The organism is Rhizobium sp. P1_C7 (assembly GCF_056406295.1).
This window is the reverse complement of the sequence record NZ_JBFUAL010000047.1, coordinates 1-16438: the sequence shown is the minus strand read 5'-3', so window position 1 is coordinate 16438 and position 16438 is coordinate 1. Positions and strand designations below refer to the sequence as shown.

At 58.6% G+C, this 16438-nt stretch carries 14 protein-coding genes and 7 pseudogenes; 9 read left to right on the top strand and 12 right to left on the bottom strand.

Annotated features, from left to right (window positions below):
* A pseudogene (locus AC1D2R_RS31655) lies at positions 1–104 on the bottom strand (IS110 family transposase); the annotation flags it as partial.
* A gap of 122 nt (positions 105–226) precedes the next feature.
* On the opposite strand from AC1D2R_RS31655, the pseudogene AC1D2R_RS31650 reads away from it, so the two are divergent.
* Positions 227–1192 (top strand): annotated as a pseudogene (locus AC1D2R_RS31650) (ISNCY family transposase); the annotation flags it as partial.
* 5 nt (positions 1193–1197) lie between these two features.
* On the opposite strand, the gene AC1D2R_RS31645 reads toward AC1D2R_RS31650, so the two are convergent.
* A complete protein-coding gene (locus AC1D2R_RS31645) occupies positions 1198–1935 on the bottom strand; it encodes a hypothetical protein (RefSeq protein WP_477973728.1) in 738 nt (245 codons plus the stop codon).
* Positions 1936–2240: 305 nt separating this feature from the next.
* On the opposite strand from AC1D2R_RS31645, the gene AC1D2R_RS31640 reads away from it, so the two are divergent.
* Positions 2241–2465, top strand: coding sequence for a hypothetical protein (locus AC1D2R_RS31640; protein ID WP_477973726.1), 225 nt, complete (start codon positions 2241–2243; stop codon positions 2463–2465).
* Between the two features lie 318 nt (positions 2466–2783).
* Positions 2784–4667 carry a glycerophosphodiester phosphodiesterase family protein gene (locus AC1D2R_RS31635; protein WP_477973724.1) on the top strand — a complete coding sequence of 628 codons (1884 nt, stop codon included), beginning with the start codon at positions 2784–2786 and terminating at the stop codon, positions 4665–4667.
* 468 nt (positions 4668–5135) lie between these two features.
* Here the strand turns inward: AC1D2R_RS31635 and AC1D2R_RS31630 are convergent, their stop codons facing one another.
* The 3 genes and pseudogenes from AC1D2R_RS31630 to AC1D2R_RS31620 all read right to left on the bottom strand — a co-directional run.
* The gene (locus tag AC1D2R_RS31630) at positions 5136–6212 is read right to left on the bottom strand and encodes an AI-2E family transporter (protein ID WP_477973722.1); all 1077 of its coding nucleotides are present in this window, start codon (positions 6210–6212) and stop codon (positions 5136–5138) included.
* Positions 6213–6976: 764 nt separating this feature from the next.
* Positions 6977–7189, bottom strand: a pseudogene (locus AC1D2R_RS31625) (low affinity iron permease family protein); the annotation flags it as partial.
* A pseudogene (locus AC1D2R_RS31620) lies at positions 7180–7284 on the bottom strand (aldo/keto reductase); the annotation flags it as partial. The pseudogenes AC1D2R_RS31625 and AC1D2R_RS31620, both read right to left, overlap by 10 nt.
* Between AC1D2R_RS31620 and AC1D2R_RS31615 the strand changes: the two are divergent.
* The 5 genes and pseudogenes from AC1D2R_RS31615 to AC1D2R_RS31595 all read left to right on the top strand — a co-directional run.
* A pseudogene (locus AC1D2R_RS31615) lies at positions 7274–7559 on the top strand (type 2 periplasmic-binding domain-containing protein); the annotation flags it as partial. The pseudogenes AC1D2R_RS31620 and AC1D2R_RS31615 sit on opposite strands and share 11 nt — an antisense overlap.
* A 142-nt stretch (positions 7560–7701) precedes the next feature.
* A complete protein-coding gene (locus tag AC1D2R_RS31610; protein WP_477973720.1) occupies positions 7702–7881 on the top strand; it encodes a hypothetical protein in 180 nt (59 codons plus the stop codon).
* Complete coding sequence (locus AC1D2R_RS31605) at positions 7878–8351, top strand: cytochrome P460 family protein (RefSeq protein ID WP_477973718.1); 474 nt, start codon at positions 7878–7880, stop codon at positions 8349–8351. Before AC1D2R_RS31610 ends, AC1D2R_RS31605 begins: the two co-directional genes overlap by 4 nt.
* A complete protein-coding gene (locus AC1D2R_RS31600) occupies positions 8351–9025 on the top strand; it encodes a DUF4405 domain-containing protein (RefSeq protein ID WP_477973716.1) in 675 nt (224 codons plus the stop codon). The genes AC1D2R_RS31605 and AC1D2R_RS31600 overlap by 1 nt, the downstream gene beginning before the upstream one ends.
* A 140-nt stretch (positions 9026–9165) precedes the next feature.
* Positions 9166–10146: an aldo/keto reductase gene (locus tag AC1D2R_RS31595; protein WP_477973714.1), complete on the top strand. Its 981-nt coding sequence runs from the start codon at positions 9166–9168 to the stop codon at positions 10144–10146.
* A 55-nt stretch (positions 10147–10201) separates the two neighbouring features.
* On the opposite strand, the gene AC1D2R_RS31590 is transcribed toward AC1D2R_RS31595, so the two are convergent.
* From AC1D2R_RS31590 to AC1D2R_RS31560, 7 genes and pseudogenes are all read right to left on the bottom strand, one after another.
* The gene (locus AC1D2R_RS31590; protein ID WP_477973712.1) at positions 10202–11041 is read right to left on the bottom strand and encodes an SDR family oxidoreductase; all 840 of its coding nucleotides are present in this window, start codon (positions 11039–11041) and stop codon (positions 10202–10204) included.
* A gap of 198 nt (positions 11042–11239) precedes the next feature.
* Positions 11240–11737 carry a cytochrome P460 family protein gene (locus AC1D2R_RS31585; protein ID WP_477973732.1) on the bottom strand — a complete coding sequence of 166 codons (498 nt, stop codon included), beginning with the start codon at positions 11735–11737 and terminating at the stop codon, positions 11240–11242.
* A gap of 9 nt (positions 11738–11746) precedes the next feature.
* A pseudogene (locus tag AC1D2R_RS31580) lies at positions 11747–11887 on the bottom strand (SDR family NAD(P)-dependent oxidoreductase); the annotation flags it as partial.
* A gap of 124 nt (positions 11888–12011) precedes the next feature.
* The gene (locus AC1D2R_RS31575; RefSeq protein ID WP_477973730.1) at positions 12012–12998 is read right to left on the bottom strand and encodes an aldo/keto reductase; all 987 of its coding nucleotides are present in this window, start codon (positions 12996–12998) and stop codon (positions 12012–12014) included.
* 334 nt (positions 12999–13332) lie between these two features.
* Positions 13333–14226: a LysR family transcriptional regulator gene (locus tag AC1D2R_RS31570; protein ID WP_477973711.1), complete on the bottom strand. Its 894-nt coding sequence runs from the start codon at positions 14224–14226 to the stop codon at positions 13333–13335.
* 30 nt (positions 14227–14256) lie between these two features.
* Positions 14257–14469, bottom strand: a pseudogene (locus tag AC1D2R_RS31565) (IS110 family transposase); the annotation flags it as partial.
* A gap of 100 nt (positions 14470–14569) precedes the next feature.
* The gene (locus AC1D2R_RS31560; RefSeq protein ID WP_477973710.1) at positions 14570–15784 is read right to left on the bottom strand and encodes an adenylate/guanylate cyclase domain-containing protein; all 1215 of its coding nucleotides are present in this window, start codon (positions 15782–15784) and stop codon (positions 14570–14572) included.
* A gap of 494 nt (positions 15785–16278) precedes the next feature.
* Here AC1D2R_RS31560 and AC1D2R_RS31555 point away from each other — a divergent pair.
* Positions 16279–16438 (top strand): transposase (locus AC1D2R_RS31555; protein WP_477973573.1); only part of this gene is annotated, 160 nt, incomplete at its 3' end.

Here is a 16438-nt window from a genome sequence, read left to right as displayed (position 1 = left end):
TTTGGATCTGAAGGGCACTTCCCCCGCCAGATCCGCTTGCCGTCCTCCCGGATCGAAATCGCGGTATCTTTCAATGAAACATCAAGCCCAATATACTGGTTCACGGTTGCCTCCATCCGATGTTTGGGCCCGGTTCCAATCGAGAGCCCGTTTTTCCATCTTATCGGGGGCAACCACCCTCGCCAGCCCAAAAAAGCCAGGGCGATCGCGCCGCGATTACTCCATGTTCGAGAACCGCGGTCCCAAATGTGCCCTGCTCGTCTATATCGATGACGCCACCGGCAAGCTCCTGCATCTTCGCTTTGCCGGATCGGAGAATACGTTCGACTATCTGCATGCGACGAAGGCCTATCTGCAGCATTGGGGCAAGCCGCTGGCCTTCTACAGCGACAAGCACGGCGTTTTCCGCTCCACGCATGCGTCCGAGAAGGACCGGACCAGCGGACTGACGCAGTTCGGTCGAGCACTTTATGAGCTGAACATCGACATCATCTGTGCCAACATCCCGCAGGCCTAGGGCCGTGTGGAACGTGCCAACCAGACATTGCAGGATCGGTTGGTCAAGGAGTTGCGGCTTCGCGGCATTGATACGATCGAAGCTGCCAATGCCTATGCGCCTGAGTTCATTAGAGATTTCAACACTCGTTTCGGCAAGCAACCACGCAATCCGAAGGACATGCACCGGCCGCTGGCCGAGCATGAGAACCTCGATGGCGCCATGTGCCGCAAGGAGGTGCGCACGCTGTCGCAATCCCTGACGCTGCGCTACGACAAGGTGCTGTTCATTCTCGATCCAACCGAGATTTCCAGGCCATTGGCTGGCCAGAAGGTGATTGTCTGCGATTATCCGGACGGTCGGCTCGAGATCATGCACGAGAGCTTTGCCCTGCCCTACAGGACGTTCGATACGTTGCGCTCGATGCATCGTGCCGAGTTCGTCGACAACAAGCGGCTGGACGACATGCTGTCGATCGTCGCCGAGATGCAGGCCGGACGCGAACAGCAGCGTAGCAAGAACGGCCCACGCCGCACCGGCCAGACGGATCATATGTTCGGAATACCGGATGGCAGCCAGAGCAACGGCTATCAGAAGCGTGGCCGCAAGCCGGGGCCGAGGACGGATTTCATGAATGATCCGGCGGTGATTGCGCGGCGAGAGAAAGCGTTATTGAGGCAGCCAGCGGCGGAATAAGATCGTCAATGCACGCCAATGTCGCTTTGGGTATCCGATTCCAACTGCAGGCAAGCTGCCCAAAGTGGCGTCTTGTGGAGGGATCCGTCCTGCAGAAGAGTGAGCCCCTCTCGTGCCTCATAGAGCAAGCCGAGCCAGCATAAGCGTTGGAAGACGCCATACTGAAGGTCGGATTTCAACTCCCAAGCTTCTATGGTCATTTCGGTGTCCGACAGAGGCGCCAGGTCTGGATAGAGGATCTTCACAACGTCCATTGGCGTGCAACCTTCTCTGGCCTTGATATTGAGAAGATTGAGGAACATGCGCCACCAGCGCAAGCGCGCTCGGACCTCCTCTTCCCGCTCGGTGGCGTGGACATACGAATAGAGATAATCCGTGGCGACCAGATCGAAGAAGGCTTGCGGGTTCACCAAAAACTCCCGGCCGCGTCTGGTTGGCAGCAGCACATCCTTTTTCCGGCGAAGAAGCTTCAGATGACGGGCCATGTCGCGCACGACCCAAAGCGGCGGCATGTCGCTTTCATTGAGTACTTTGTTCATGCTGTAGAGGTCCTCGGCTGTGAATCCTGGCCAGAGGAAGTGCACAGCGGCCCAATGCACGAACTTGCGGTTCATGGCGCCGGTCGCCGTCAATCCTATGCCGCCCTCACCGTCAGCATAGGCAACCGAAAGAAGCATGCCGCGCAGAAGTGGTGACAGCGCGGCGACATCGACGTCACCTTGCAGGTTTATTTCCGGAAGCATCGTGCGGCTTTGATCCCCAACTGCGCCATGCAAGTGCCAGCGAGTATCGAGCGGTAAAAGAACAATTGCTAGTGAGAAAGCTAAAGCCGAAGGGGAATGTTATCACCAGCCCCCGCTCCGCCCTTGCAACCCGGCCCGGCCGGATCGGGGGCTGACCGACGGTGCTAGTCTCGCGTTTCTAACTGGCTGATCCCCTACCCTCTAATCGGCGATGATGCAGTTGGAATGGAATCTCCAAAAAAAAGGTGCACGGCAATGACGCCCCTCCCGTCACGGCTCTTGACCCAGACGAGGCGGAACTCGAAATGAAGGTAGCTGCCCTGATGCAAGCGCTTGTCACCGTCTGCGGGCCGAGCGAACGCGCCAACGCGACCATTGTCGCCGATGCCAAGCGCAACGCATTCGCTGCCCTATCGAAGGCGTCAGGCAACCGCATCTTTGCTTCCGGACTGCGCATCAATTTCGAAACCGCGAGGAAGATGGGAAAGAGGGCCTTCTGTGATCCCAATCGCCAATTGATGGCGGAATGACGGGAGGCGATGGCTATTGCAGCGTGGGTTATGGGGTCAAGCATGAGTGATTTTGGATGCGCTTGTCGCCTGCCTTTCTGCTTATCGCGCCTTTCGGCAATGACGACAGTCGAAAGCGCTTCTCGCATGACAAGGCGCTGAATCGGGTATAGCTTCGCGGCTTGGGTCGAGAACTGCGTTTTGGACCTGGACGGTTTACCGGTCCGGGTCTCATCACCGAGCGTATTGTCGCACCCGGCCGCGGACAAATAGTCTCGTACGCACGTCTGCAGGTCTTTTCAAAGGACTGCTCGGACCACACCCTCAACGGAGTACGGCATGCGAGGAGCAACGCGCGGGGCGATGGCGATGCTATCGAAAGTCTGGACGCATTTTCGCGTCGCGTTCGCCTATCGCATGCCTTTCGTTGCTGTGCATCTCTCAGTCCGACTGATCGCCGCTGCATTGTTCGTGCCGATGATCGGACTGCTATTCGGCATTGTCGTCAGTCTCTCCGGCCGCAGCGCCATGACGGATCAGGACATTGCGCGGCTCCTCATGACACCGGCTGGCGCTATCGCCGCCCTCGCCGCTCTTACGCTTGGCATCGCCGCAGCGGCGCTGGACATCGCCCTGATGACGTACACGCTCGCCATACGAGAGCAGCATGCCCTGCCAGCGATCCGGCGGGGGCTTGCCTTCGTCGTCCCGCGTTTTTCGTGCATAATCCGCTTCAGTCTCGGACTCCTCCTGCGCGTTCTCGGCATCGCGCTGCCGTTTCTCCTGGCGATAGGGGCTACTGCATATTGGACTTTGCGCGACCACGACATCAACTACTACCTCACCAACCTCCCACCACAGGCCCTGTTCGCGGCCGGCGTCATCGCGACCCTGGCTACAATCATGGGCATGGTGCTGCTCTCAAAGTTGACCGACTGGGCCTTCGCGTTGCAACTCGTCGTCGGGCAAGGGGTGCGACCATGGAAAGCCTTCAAAGAGAGTGCCGCGCTGCTGCAGGGACGGAAGTTGAGCATTTTCGGGCAGACTCTCGTCTGGATTACGCTGCGCATGATTATGGTCGCCACGATCGCGGCGACATTTGGTGTGATAATCGGAGCGATCCCCTCGTTTTTGGCTGATGGCTTACGGTGGATTGCCGGACTGACCTTCTTCTTCCTGCTGGTCTGGGGAGTGATGAATGCCGTCGTCTCGGCGCTGTCGAACGGTGCCCTGGCACAGCTCCTGCGGTCGGAATTTCTCGAGGCGACGGGACAGGAAGGTGTCCCCGCAACTGCTGCTGTTGGCGTTGGCTTTTCGGGCCGCAGGGTGCCGCTTTGGATCATTCTTTCGCCGGCGTTGGCCTGCGTCGCAGCAGGGCTCGTCCTGACAAATGGTTTGCTCACGCGGATCGGTTCGCCGCAGACGGTCGAGATCATTGCTCATCGTGGCGCGGCTGGCGAACGACCTGAAAACACCATGGCGGCCGTCCTCAAGGCGATCGATGATGGTGCCGACTGGGTGGAGATCGACGTCCAGGAGAGTGCCGACGGCGAAGTCATTGTCGCCCATGACAGCGATTTCATGAAGTCGGCGGGGATCGAACTGAAGGTCTGGAACGCGACGATGACCGATATTGCCGGCATCGACGTTGGCAGTTCGTTTGATCCAGCCTATGCGGCCGAACGTACACCGACGTTGCGCGAGGTGCTCTCGGCCGCGCGTGGAAAGTCGCGTGTCATGATCGAACTGAAGTACTACGGACACAATGTCGACCTGGAGGACCGCGTTGCCCGGATTGTCGAGGAGACAGGGATGGCTGACAAAATCGCCGTGATATCGCTCAAATTGCCGATGGTTGAGAAAATGCGGAGCCTGCGCCCAGTGTGGCGAACCGGAATTCTGGCCGCAAGAGCAGTCGGCGATCTATCGAAACTCGACACCAACATTATCGCCGTAAACGTAGGGCAGGTCTCGGTCGGTTTGAGCGAACGGTGCAAAGCCAACGGAAAGCTACTCTACGTCTGGACGGTCGACGAGCCCGTGACAATGTCGCGGATGATTTCAATGGGGGTGGACGGGCTTATCACCAACAAGCCCGCGTTAGCGCGGCAGGTGATTGAGCGGCGAAATGCCTTGTCGGTGCCTGAACGCCTGCTTCTGTGGGTAGCCGACAGCTTCGGGATCGGCAGTTTCCGCCTCGTCGCAAACGAGCGGGACGCCTGAGCGATCCGTCAGTGCGCCCAATACTTCATTCTTGGATTGACCACGAGGTAAAGTTGGCGCAACTCCTTTTGGGGCAGGAGTGGCTGCCGCCACTAATCCGCATTTCCCCCATCCGCTAAGACCGTCTGACAGAGTTGGAGGCTAGCAAACACGGCAAATGCTCTATTGCGGTCGCACAATCGGAGCGAAAATCTTGGTCAGCCGCAAACCCATCGACCTCAAGGCCATCTGCCTCATGGTCGGCGTCTGCCTCATCGGCGCTTTTTCAGCCGATCGGCCTGAAATCCACGACGGTTCTTCGCCGCGCCTGTGGTCCAGATCGCCTCAGGTCCGGCATCGCGGCCGCCTGCGTCTTCGCGCTCGTTCTGCCGCGCGGGCAGACGGTGGCGTTTTTCGGGAGAACGTGGTGTGTTCGATGGGCGCCACTTCGGCGATACGTCCAGTACCAGACGGGGTCCATTGCCTACATCAATCCGGGCCAGGCCTGTCTGTGACCTGCCGGCTCGAGCTCGTTAAAGATCGCCGCATCGCGAACCGAAGTATCACTCCCAACGATGCCGAGATAGGTATCGCCAACAACACGCCAATGAAGCCGAATAGCCAGCCAAAAGCGAACAGCGCAAACATCATCCAGACCGGGTTGAGATTGACGCGACGACCGATGACGCGTGGCGATAGCACGTAGTCGGCAAGTATTTCTCCGACGACAAAAGTGCCCGCCACCACGGCGACGGGTACCCAATTCGGCCAGAACTGAGCCATCGCAACGCACGTCGACACAAAGATGCCGGTGGCGGCACCCAGATAGGGAACAAAACTGATGAGGCCCGCGGCAATGCCGATCAACATGGCATGGTTGAGTCCGACGAGGCTTAAGGCTGTCGCATAAAGCACGACAAGCGCGAGACAGATGATAATTTGCCCGCGCAGGAAGGCAGCCACCGTTTCGTGGATTTCCCGCCCAAGCGCCCGGATGTCGTCGCGATACGGCGGGGGAAACCAGCCATCGATCGTCGCAATCATTCGGTGCCAGTCGATGGTGAGATAGATGGCGATGATGGGCGTGACGACTAGGAGCGAAATAAGGGAAATCAAGGCACGTCCGCTCGACCATAGAGAGCGAAGGAAGCCATCGAGCCAATCGCTACCCATCGACTTGGCGACATCAGTGGACGATTGCTCGATGTGAAGCGCGCCACCCATGACACTGTGCAGCCAAGGGAGGCTTGCATTGGTCATGAGAGACTGGAGTCGTGTGATGTAGCGGGGAAACTCATCAACGAAAAACCTGACCTCGCCAATGAGGGCCGGAAGCATCACAAGAAGAAAGGCGATGAGACCCGCGATTAGCGGCAGGAGGACGCCCAGAGCTGCCAAGGAACGATTGATCCCGAACCGCTCCAATCTGTCGACCGCGGGAACGAGCAGATAGGCGAGCAATGCACCGACAACGAATGGTAGAAGGATTTGCCGTAATAGCACCAGCATCACAAAAGCGACTGCACAGACCACGATCCAGAACGCGGCTGGTCGCGCAATTCTCATCGACGTTCTCCGCACGTTCGGTTTCCAGCCCAAATGCTGGTTTCGCTGTTGCCGTTCCCGGTGCGCAGATCCTCGAATTCGAAGGAGGTGGCGGCGGGTGGGGATAGCAATTCAACTTGCATCAAACTTGCAAAGGCGATCTCGCCATCGGCAATGTAATGGTCGACCTTTTCTGGTCTGCAAACGTCACAATGTCACTATCTAATTGATTTTGCAATAGTTTATAATGGGTATGGGATAATGCTAGCAATCTGTACGCGAATTGCCCCGGATTCGGTAACCTTGGTCCCGGCTACTAAGCGTTCACACACATTCATGTGCCGTTTCGGAGGGAGCCGGCGAAAGCACTCCGCGTGCTTAAGTGATCAGCGCGGATAGGCCACGACCGAGTTCCTGCGCACTAAGGCGATTTCCGATGCCCGCCTCAGGGAAAGCAATATCCACTGGGTGATCCTCAAGCCCGGCCTCGTCATTTCGCCGTATGCCTATGGCGGCACCGCCCTTCTGCGCATGCTTGCGTCCTTCCCGCTCGTCCGTCCTATCGTACACGGAGACGCCACGGTGCGGTCTGGGAGCGATGCTCCGCTTCCCGCGCGAGTGGCTCCTTCTGTCCAACATGCTGGGGACGATGTCGGTGCTGTTCATCCTGCTGCTGATGCAGCACCTCAGGTGAAAGTCGACGAGCTCATCCGCTCGAGCGCCGCTGCCCGCAACGACCTAATCTCCGTGCAGCGGCGGGAGGCCCAAGAACTCGAAGCGATGATTCAGGATCGTAAAGAGAACACCTGACCGGCCTCGCGGGCCTCCGCCTTGTCGTCGGCGACGTCCTCACCGCACTCGGCTTTCTCGGCGAGCGTCTTGCTCATTTCTCGGAGCTGGGCTTCGTCGAGCTTTTCTATGGCGACAAACTTGTTTTGCGCCTGCGACGTCAGGATCAGCTCGTCGAGCTTCGCCTGCAGCGCTTTGCCGGGACGATCCAGGGCTTTTGGGCAAGAAGCCAGGCGAGCGCCACTTGGGCTGGCGTCGCGCCATGCCGGTCTCCCACCGATCGGATCAAGTCGACCAGCGCCAACTGCATCAACATGAGGCTCCCGACCCACGAAACGATCTTCGCCTGGGAGTTCGAGAAGGATGATCGCGAGCTTCGTGTCGTGTAGAAGGGCAGCTTGCCTTCAACAACCTCGCCATGAGGCGCGAGGCGGCGCTGCGGGGCTTGGGGTAGCCTACATGCCGCGTCCTGGAGGACTGGTGCCGCCGTTTGGCGGCTACCATCTTAACTATCCGAACCGGCGTCACCCCTCTCCTGCCTTCGCGCTCGTGGTCGATGCTCCGACGATGACGAAGTGATCAACCGGCCGTGATTGAGAAGCCCGCCTTCTAACCGCATGCGGATATATGCGGCTAATCATCGCTCGCCCGGTCCGCTACTCTGCTCCGGAAGTCACCTTTCACGCGTCAGCGACGCTTGAGGCGAGCTCGGAGAGATCGATTGAAGAATGCGCTTGCGAATATGCTCCTGACAATCGGCATCGTGCTGGCGGCCTTGCCCGGCGCGGTATGCGCACAGTCCTTCCTGAATGCCGACAACGCAACCGGACAGTCCATCAATCGTCAACTGAACTGGACGGCCGTGCCAAAGCCGGGCAAGCTCGCAAGGATTCCCGAATGAAGAACGTAGAAGGCGCGGTCGTGAGCGCCGCGATCTCCGGGTTTGCTGTCGCACTGATCGGATGGCAGGTTCATGCGGAGCAGAACCGCACGACGTTCCCGGACATCGACAAGCTCATCCATTATACGACAGTCACGCGCGGGGATGTCACAGAGCACCTGATGACATCGCGAGAAGCGATCGAGGCCGTCAAGAACGGTCAGTCCGTGCCACTAAACACCCATGTCGTTCTCGTCGACTACCGCGAAGGCGAAGTCTTCCGCTATTTCGTTATGGAGAAGCGTGAAGGCTGGGGCGCGGATTATGACGAGAACCGCAGGACCGGAGACTGGCAGTTCCAGTGGTTCAAGCCGGACAAGACCATCAACATGGCGGAGAATACGGCACGCTGCCAGTCATGCCACACGTCGCGAGCAGACCGAGATTTCCTTTACAGTCACAGCGACATGCGGCGCTTCGAATTCGAATGATGCCGTTTCCCGTTCGCCTGTCTCTCCACCTCGTAGCCATCGGACTTCTGGTCTCGTGTCTTGCCTACTGGTGGCTCGACAATCGCGCCCATGAGGTATTTGGCACCCTGCTGTTCGCGCTGGTGATCACGCATGTCGTCATCAACCGTCGCTGGTACGTCGCCCTCTTTCGCGGCCGCTACACCATCGCGCGAAGCCTCAATACGGTGACGATCGCTGGTCTGGCGATTGCCATGGCCGTGATGCTTCTGACAAGTGTTCTCATATCCCGCAACGTCTTCGCATTCGCGTCCATTGACGGTGCCTTCGGCGTACGCGAGGTCCATATGTTCGGCGCCTACTGGATTGTGCTGATCGTCGCCATTCACCTCGGGCTCAGATGGGCAGTGGTGATGAGCGTCTGTCGACGAATGTTCGGAATCTCGAAACCTAACGTCCTACGATCCTCCCTGCTTCGGATCGTCGTTCTCATTCTCGCGGTCCTCGGCATCGAAGGCTACTTCGAGATGGCGTTTGGCACCAAGCTGCTACTGAACTATTCGCTCGACATGTGGGACTTCAACGAATCGGTCATCGGATTCTTCATGAACTACGTCGCCATCGTCGCTTTGATCGCTGCGCTCGCCTACTACGGTGTAACGCTGATCAAGCGGGTCGAACGGCGCCCAGAATAGTCGACCCAGAACATCACCAATGTGCGCCCCAACCGCGCGTGCGGATGTCTGAACGATCAAGCCGCCGGTTCGTTTTATAGGACACTTCATCTCACGCCGGCCACTCCGGCGAACGATCTCACCACTAAAGGAGCAACCTCATGAAGAAGCGTACACTCGGACAAGGTCTTGAGGTTTCGGCGATCGGCTACGGCTGCATGGGACTAAGCCATGGCTTCAATACCAACCTGCCCACCGACGAGGCGGTAAAGGTCATCCATGCCGCCTACGACCGCGGCGTCACGTTTTTTGACACGGCCGAGATCTATGGTCCCTTCGAAAACGAAAAGGTCGTCGGAGAAGCCCTTGCTCCGATCCGCGACAAGGTCGTCATCGCGACCAAATTCGGCTTCTCGTACGACCAGGCGTCACCCCGGATCGACTCCAATCCTTCCCGGATCAGGGAGGCCTGCGAGGGCTCGCTTAAGCGTCTCGGGATCGATCACATCGATCTTCTCTACCAGCACCGTGTCGATCCAAAAGTGCCGATGGAGGATGTCGCCGGGACGGTGCGCGACCTGATCGCCGAGGGAAAGGTCCGGCACTTCGGTCTATCCGAGGCCGGCGTCGATGCAATCCGCCGGGCCCATGCGGTCCAGCCGGTAACGGCGCTGCAGAGCGAATACTCCCTCTGGTGGCGGGAGCCTGAAGAAAAGATCGTGCCGGTTCTCGAGGAATTGGGCGTCGGGTTCGTTCCCTTCAGCCCGCTCGGTAAAGGATTCCTGACCGGGGCGATCGACGCCTCGACGTCGTTCGGTGAAGGCGACTTCAGAAACACCTCGCCGCGCTTCGCCGAGGAGAACCGCCGCGTAAACGTCGCCCTGGTCGAGGAGATCGGCCGCATCGCGGACAACAAGGGCGTCACCAAAGCGCAAATCGCACTTGCTTGGCTGCTCGCACAGAAGCCATGGATTGTTCCGATCCCCGGCAGCACCAAAATCGCTCGCGTCGTTGAGAACACCGGGGCCATCGAGGTGGATCTTTCTTTGGACGAGCTGCAGGAGATCAGCCGGGCGCTCGATGCCATCAAGGTGGTCGGAGAGCGCTACAACGCCAGCGCTCAAGCTGCGATCAACAGGTGAGAAGATCGGCCCGCTCGAGCGGGCCTTTTCGTTTCTTGGTCTTAAATTTGCAGGTTCAGTCGTCGTGCGACAGCGATACCGAGACTTCTCGGTAAGCGTCGATCTGTTTCTTGATGACCGCCAGGTTGGATTCGACCGCGTCGATTGCGTCTGCGCCTGCGACGAAACGGACAGGCAGTCTCTCGGAGTCCGACAGTTCTACGATCGCAGAGGCGAGTTTTGCCGGGTCGCCACCTTGCTTCCCGTCCATTGTCTTCCATGCGGCAACGGTCTGCGCGGTCCGTTCCGCATAGTCCGCGACGTCAAGCTTCGGCCAGATAGTCGACGCGTCCTCGACAAGGAGTTCGGTGCGGAAGAAGCCCGGCTCGACCGACATCGTGCTGATGCCAAACGGAGCGACGTCGTATCGCAAGGACTCCATCCAGCCCTCCAAAGCGAACTTCGACGCTGCGTATGCCACGACGAATTCCTGGCCTACGAGGCCAGCCGTGGAGGTGATAGTAATGACCTGACCGCTGCGCTGCCTGCGCATGACGGGTAGCACGGCGCGGGTCACGTTTAGAGGACCGAAGAAGTTTGTCTCCATCTGTGCGCGGAAATGCTCGTCGCTGATGTTCTCGAAATAGCCCGCATAGAAGTTGCCGGCATTGTTGACGAGGACGTCGATGCGGCCGAACCTTTCCACCGCTGCCTCTACTGCTTTCATCGCGGCCACCTGATCGGTGATGTCGAGGGCGACCGTCAGAAGATTCGGGTGGTTTCCGACCGCTTTTAAGACCTTGTCTGGATCGCGTCCCGTTGCGACTACGGAGTGCCCAGCGGCAATGGCCTTTTGGGCGATGTCGATGCCCATGCCGCGGCCCGCGCCGGTCACGAACCATACCTTGTTCTTCATCATAATTTTTCACGCTCCATCTTCGATCTTAGTTTGACAGTTCTCGTTGCGCCTGTTTGCTGGAATCGACATATCGTCCGTGCGGGATAACGTTGAAACGGCCATGCGTGACGTCGCCTCACCGGCTGTAGGCGAACGGTGCCAGCACGAAGCTCGCTGCAATCAAGTCGACGGCCAGTCGAACGTATAGCGAGATCCTCAAGGGACGTATGCTTCCATCCGGTCGGCCGTAAACCGGAAGTCGTTGTCCGCCTGGGAGCCGTGGCAAGATTGGCATCGTTCCGCGATGGCGGTTCTCTTTACCTTGCCCTCGATGTCGAACTGCTGAAAATGCCAGTCGCCCGTCCGCTGCTCCGAGGGGAAGTCGAGCCCCCAGAATAAGCCCTTCTCCATGACGAAGTATCCGGTGAGCTTGTAATCGGTCCAGATCCCGAGAACGAGGCGCGTGCCAGGCGGAAGCTCTTGCCCGGACTTCGCAATCGCCAGCGTCTCCGGCGTCGCGAATGCTTCCTCTTTCGACGAGCCGCGATCGTAGGTTGCGTAGAGAACGAACTGGTCGAAGTCCTTCGGGAACGCGGCGCGATTGACCTGCGCCATCGCCGAAGAACCGACGACCCATGAGAGCGCGACGGTGATCATGGCGCCCGATAAGGCGGTCTTGATCAAGCTCCAGGCGTGATATGGTGTCCGTGGCATCGGGAACCCTTTTATTCGATCAGAACAAGATTTGCGGTGGGCGGGCGCTTCCACGGCAGCCTCATTGATGTCGGCAAGAACCACGGAGGCGCCGCTTTCGGCGAAGGCCTGCGCGGCGGCGAAACCGATGCCGGAACTGGCTCCGGTCACGAGGGCGACCTGCCCTCGGAAGTCATAGGTGGGTTCAACGGAATATCCTTCGTAAGTTCCATCGCACGCCGTAGGCGGAGGGCCGTCGGCGTGTTGGGGAGACGAAACGCCCGACGGCGCGGCCTCAGGCGCTGGTGTCGACGAGTTCCATCTGCATCGGATTCATGCGTCCGCCATGGATGGTGATCTTCGACAACGCGGTTTCGATCTCTTGGAGATCGGCAGCCGACAGCTCGACCCGCAGGGCGCCCAGGTTCTCGTTGAGATGGTCGGCGTTGCGGGTACCGGGGATCGGCACGATGAACGGCTTCTGGGCGAGCAGCCAGGCGAGAGCGACCTGAGACGGCGTGGCGCCCTTCTTGGCGGCGAACTGCTTCAGGAAATCCACGATCGGCATGTTTGCGGCGAGATTTTTCGGGCTGAAGCGCTCGAAAGTCGTCCGGATGTCGGTGTTCGGATCGAGCTTGGCGCTGCCGTCCATGCGACCCGTGAGATACCCCATACCGACCGGCCCCCACGGAACGAAGCCGATGCCAAGCTCCTCACAGGCTGCGAGCACGCCGTTCTTTTCCACGCCGCGCTCCATCAGCGAATATTCGGTCTGCACGGCCGAGAGGGCCTGGACGGCATGTGCCTTGCGGATCGTCGTGGCGCTTGGTTCCGAAAGACCGAAGTGCAGCACCTTCCCTTGCTGGATCAGATCCTTGACGGCACCGGCGACGTCCTCGATTGGCACGCTCTTGTCGACGCGGTGCTGATACAGGAGGTCGATGTGATCGGTCCGCAAGCGCCTGAGAGACCCCTCGACCACTCGTATGATGCGGTCGGGCCGGCTGTCGAGACCAATCGTTCCGTCGAGCGCGAAACCGAACTTGGTCGCGATCTTCACTTCGTTGCGGATGGGCGCGAGCGCTTCTCCGACCAGCTCCTCGCTCGTGTAGGGACCATAGACTTCCGCAGTATCGAAGAACGTCACGCCGTTTTCGTGCGCTGTGCGCAGTGTCTTGACACCCTGTTCGATGTCGGCTGGAGGTCCGTAGTTGGCACTGATGCTCATGGCACCTGCGCCGAGTTCAGAAACTTCCAGCGATCCGAGTTTGCGCGTATTCATGGTGGTGGAGGTCTGTTGCCCAGCGGCCGCCGCCTGCTGCGAAGATCCTACCCATGCCATGGATGCAAGCGGCAAGGCCGCCCCCACGGCTGCGGTGCGCATCAGAAGTGCCCGACGCCTAAGTCCGGAATCCTGGGACGGGCGCTCGTTGTATTCGTTCATGGAAGTCTCCTGAGGTTGGCCGCCGCGGCTGTTGGCCTGCAGGACTTCGTCGCTGCGGCATGGACAAGCTTTCTGGCGGTGTTCACGGAGACGAAAGTAGTCGAAAAGCACTCTGTCGATTAGACAGCATTATCTGCATGACTTTAGAAATGGCGCTTCTGAATAGGCACCGTCAGGCTTTGAAGCGAAGAGCCTCGACGAGAAGAGCGAAGGCGGCCGTATGCTGGCGTCTGCTCGGGTAATAGAGGTGATAGCCCGCGAATGGCGGGCACCAGTCGTCCAACACCCTGATCAAGCGCCCCTCCTCAATGTAGCGCGCCACCTGGCTCTCGAACGTGTAGGCGAGCGCCAATCCATCCAGCGCCGCCTCCTCGAGCATCTCGCCGTCGTTGATTACCAGAGGGCCGTTCATCCGCACCTCGAGTTCCTCGCCATTGCGGGCGAACTCCCAGGCGTACAATCCGCCCCCCGTCGTCTGCCGATAGCTGACACCGAGATGGTCTCCGAGGTCGCGAGGCGTCTCCGGTATTTTGCGCTTCTCAAAATAGGCCGGTGAGCCGACGACCGCCATTCTGAGGTCGGGACCAATCCTCACGGCCACCATGTCCTTCTGAACCTGCTCTCCAATGCGAATGCCGGCGTCGAAACGGCTGGCGACGATGTCGGTCAAACCTTCATCGACGCTCAGTTCGACTTCGATGTCCGGATACTCCGACAGGAATTTTGAGAGCACGGGCCAGAGTACGCTTCGTGCGGCATGGCGGAACGTTGTGATCCGGATCGTTCCCGTCGGCTTGTCGCGCAGTGCCGTGACGGCGGCGACCTCGTTGTCGATGTGATCGAACGCGGGGCGAAGGCTTTTCAGCATCCGCTCCCCGGCATCGGTGAGCGATAGGCTCCTTGTCGTGCGGGAGATGAGCCGAACGCCCAAGCGCTGTTCGAGCATCCGGACCGAGTAGCTGAGCGCCGACTGCGAGAGGCCGAGCTTCGCCGCGGCCCGCGTGAAGCTCCCGGCTTCCGCGACGGCGATGAACGCCGCTAGATCGCTGAAGTCGCCATTTCTCATTTATCAATCCCATTTCTAACTTCATGCAGATTATAGCGCCAAATCACTCCGAGTTTTCTTCATTATCTCGTGCTTCAAGAGCCGAAGGCCTGCCACTGCGGCCAGCTTGAAGCCAAGTCGCTCGCGCAGTTTAAGTCCCCAACTCTTGAGACTGCTCTCGGTCCTGGCACTGGTTCTCGTCAGCAGCGCTGTCGCCGCTTCGCAAAGCAGCCCACGTAAGCGATTGTCACCCCTTCGCGACACGAAAGGGACGTTTTCGACATCGCAGCAATTCTGTTGGTCTCGCACCGGTATAGCGACGGGTGATCCCATTCGTCATCAGCTTCAGTATTGTCCTAGTCAGTCAGTCAAGGGTTCCGAAAACGCTAACGGGCCTCTCCAAGCCTCTCAGCGAATGCGATCCAAGATCGGCAAACTCCTTCGAGGAACCAAGTATTTTCACGAAGTCAAAGGAAAGTAGCACCGGCCGTTTGATTACCTTGGTAAGCTCCTCCAAGCGCGAGGCGACATTGACCGCTGGTCCGATCGCGGTGAAATCGAGACGCTTTCGCGAGCCAATGTTGCCATACATGACGTCACCAACATGCACCCCGACGCCATAACGCAACGCTGGTTTGCCGCTTTCCACCAGCTGAGCATTCAACGCACCTATTCGCTGCCTTCCCTCGGAGATGGCTTGCAGGAGGTCGGCACACGCATTTGGGTTACTGAGCGGGAAAATAGCCAGAAGACCATCACCCATGAACTTGAGTATTTCACCACCACGGGCTTCGACGGGTTCGCATAAGGCGTCGAAGTAGCCGTTGAGGATTTCGATGATGTCATCGCGAGGCCACAGGTCGGATAGCGCGGTAAAATCGCGAAGATCGCAAATCATGATAGCAGCACTGACTGTCTTGCCGCTGCCGCGTGTCGTGGCTCCCGCAAGGATTTCCGCACTCGCATGGGGCCCTACATAGGTTTCCAGGAGCGTTCGGGCCATCGCGTTCTTCATACGGATTTCACTGGCCAAAGCGAGCGCGGGCAGCAAATCCTTCAAGTAGGTGATCTCGTGCTCCGAGAAACCTTCCGGCTGTTTCGTCGCAAATGTCACGACGTGCCGTTTGCCCCACGTATGCTGTATCGGCCAAGCAACGTAGTCGGTAAAACCATCCTGCTGAAGCTCTTCAAAAAGCGGATATCGGACGACGTCTGTATTGTTGGCATCAAGGCGCTGCCGAACTTCCGATGCGCCATTGTAGATTTCCGTTGCTGGTCTGCGAAGAAACAGTTCGGTGGTGTCGACATCGTAGTCGAAGGTATCGACATGCGCTTTCTCGACGCCAGGTTGCCATAGGATTCGAGCGCCTTGCCATTGCGGGTGCTGGATTCTTAGGTGAAGCGATGACCTTGCGACGGGCACCCCCTCGCCCACCAAACGCTCGCACATTTCAACCAGCAAGTTGTCAAGGAAACGCTGCGAACTCGTCTCATTCATAAGCCAATCAAGAACGGCGCGACGCTCACTGGGCCATATGCCAACGCTTCTGCGTGCCGAAAAATGCGAAATCGTGGTCATCAGAATCCTCCTCGGGTACGCACCTTAAGGACCTTGCAGAGGCCGGGAAAGAAAATATCGCGGAGATGGCAATGGCGGTCGTGATCTACACAGGGAGAGCTCCCCTGACAGGAATCACCTAGTGTGAGGTCGCTCCACTCCAGCTCGCAAACAGGGCTTCTCAACGAATTGTTCGGCTCAATGAATAGTGAATTTGGCGCTCTTGCAATCGTTAGTGTGCGACTTAAATCGCCAGTCGGAACACAAAGAAAGCACATTCGGAGATCTGGCATGACGAAATCTTTTGGCAACATTGAAGACTCTGATGTTCCCGCGCAGGTACACGCCACGCTCGGTGAAGCAATCCGATCCACCAGATTGAACTCCGGATACAGCATCGAGCAAGTTGCAGTGACGTGCGGACTTGTAAGCGCCGTCTCCGCCCCATTGGATTGGGTGTATTTTGAGGCTTGCTGCGTATGCGAGAAGGTTTCCAGTTTTATCTGGAGATTTGCATGGCAGATGATGGATTTGTTGGTCGCTACGAAGTTGTCGAGCCGCGCCGCGGAAATCGGCGTTGGCCGGATGATGTGAAGGCGCGGATCGTAGCGGAAAGCTTTGAGCCTGGTGTTCGTGTTGTGGATGTCGCGCGCCGTCACGGCGTTATAGCAAACC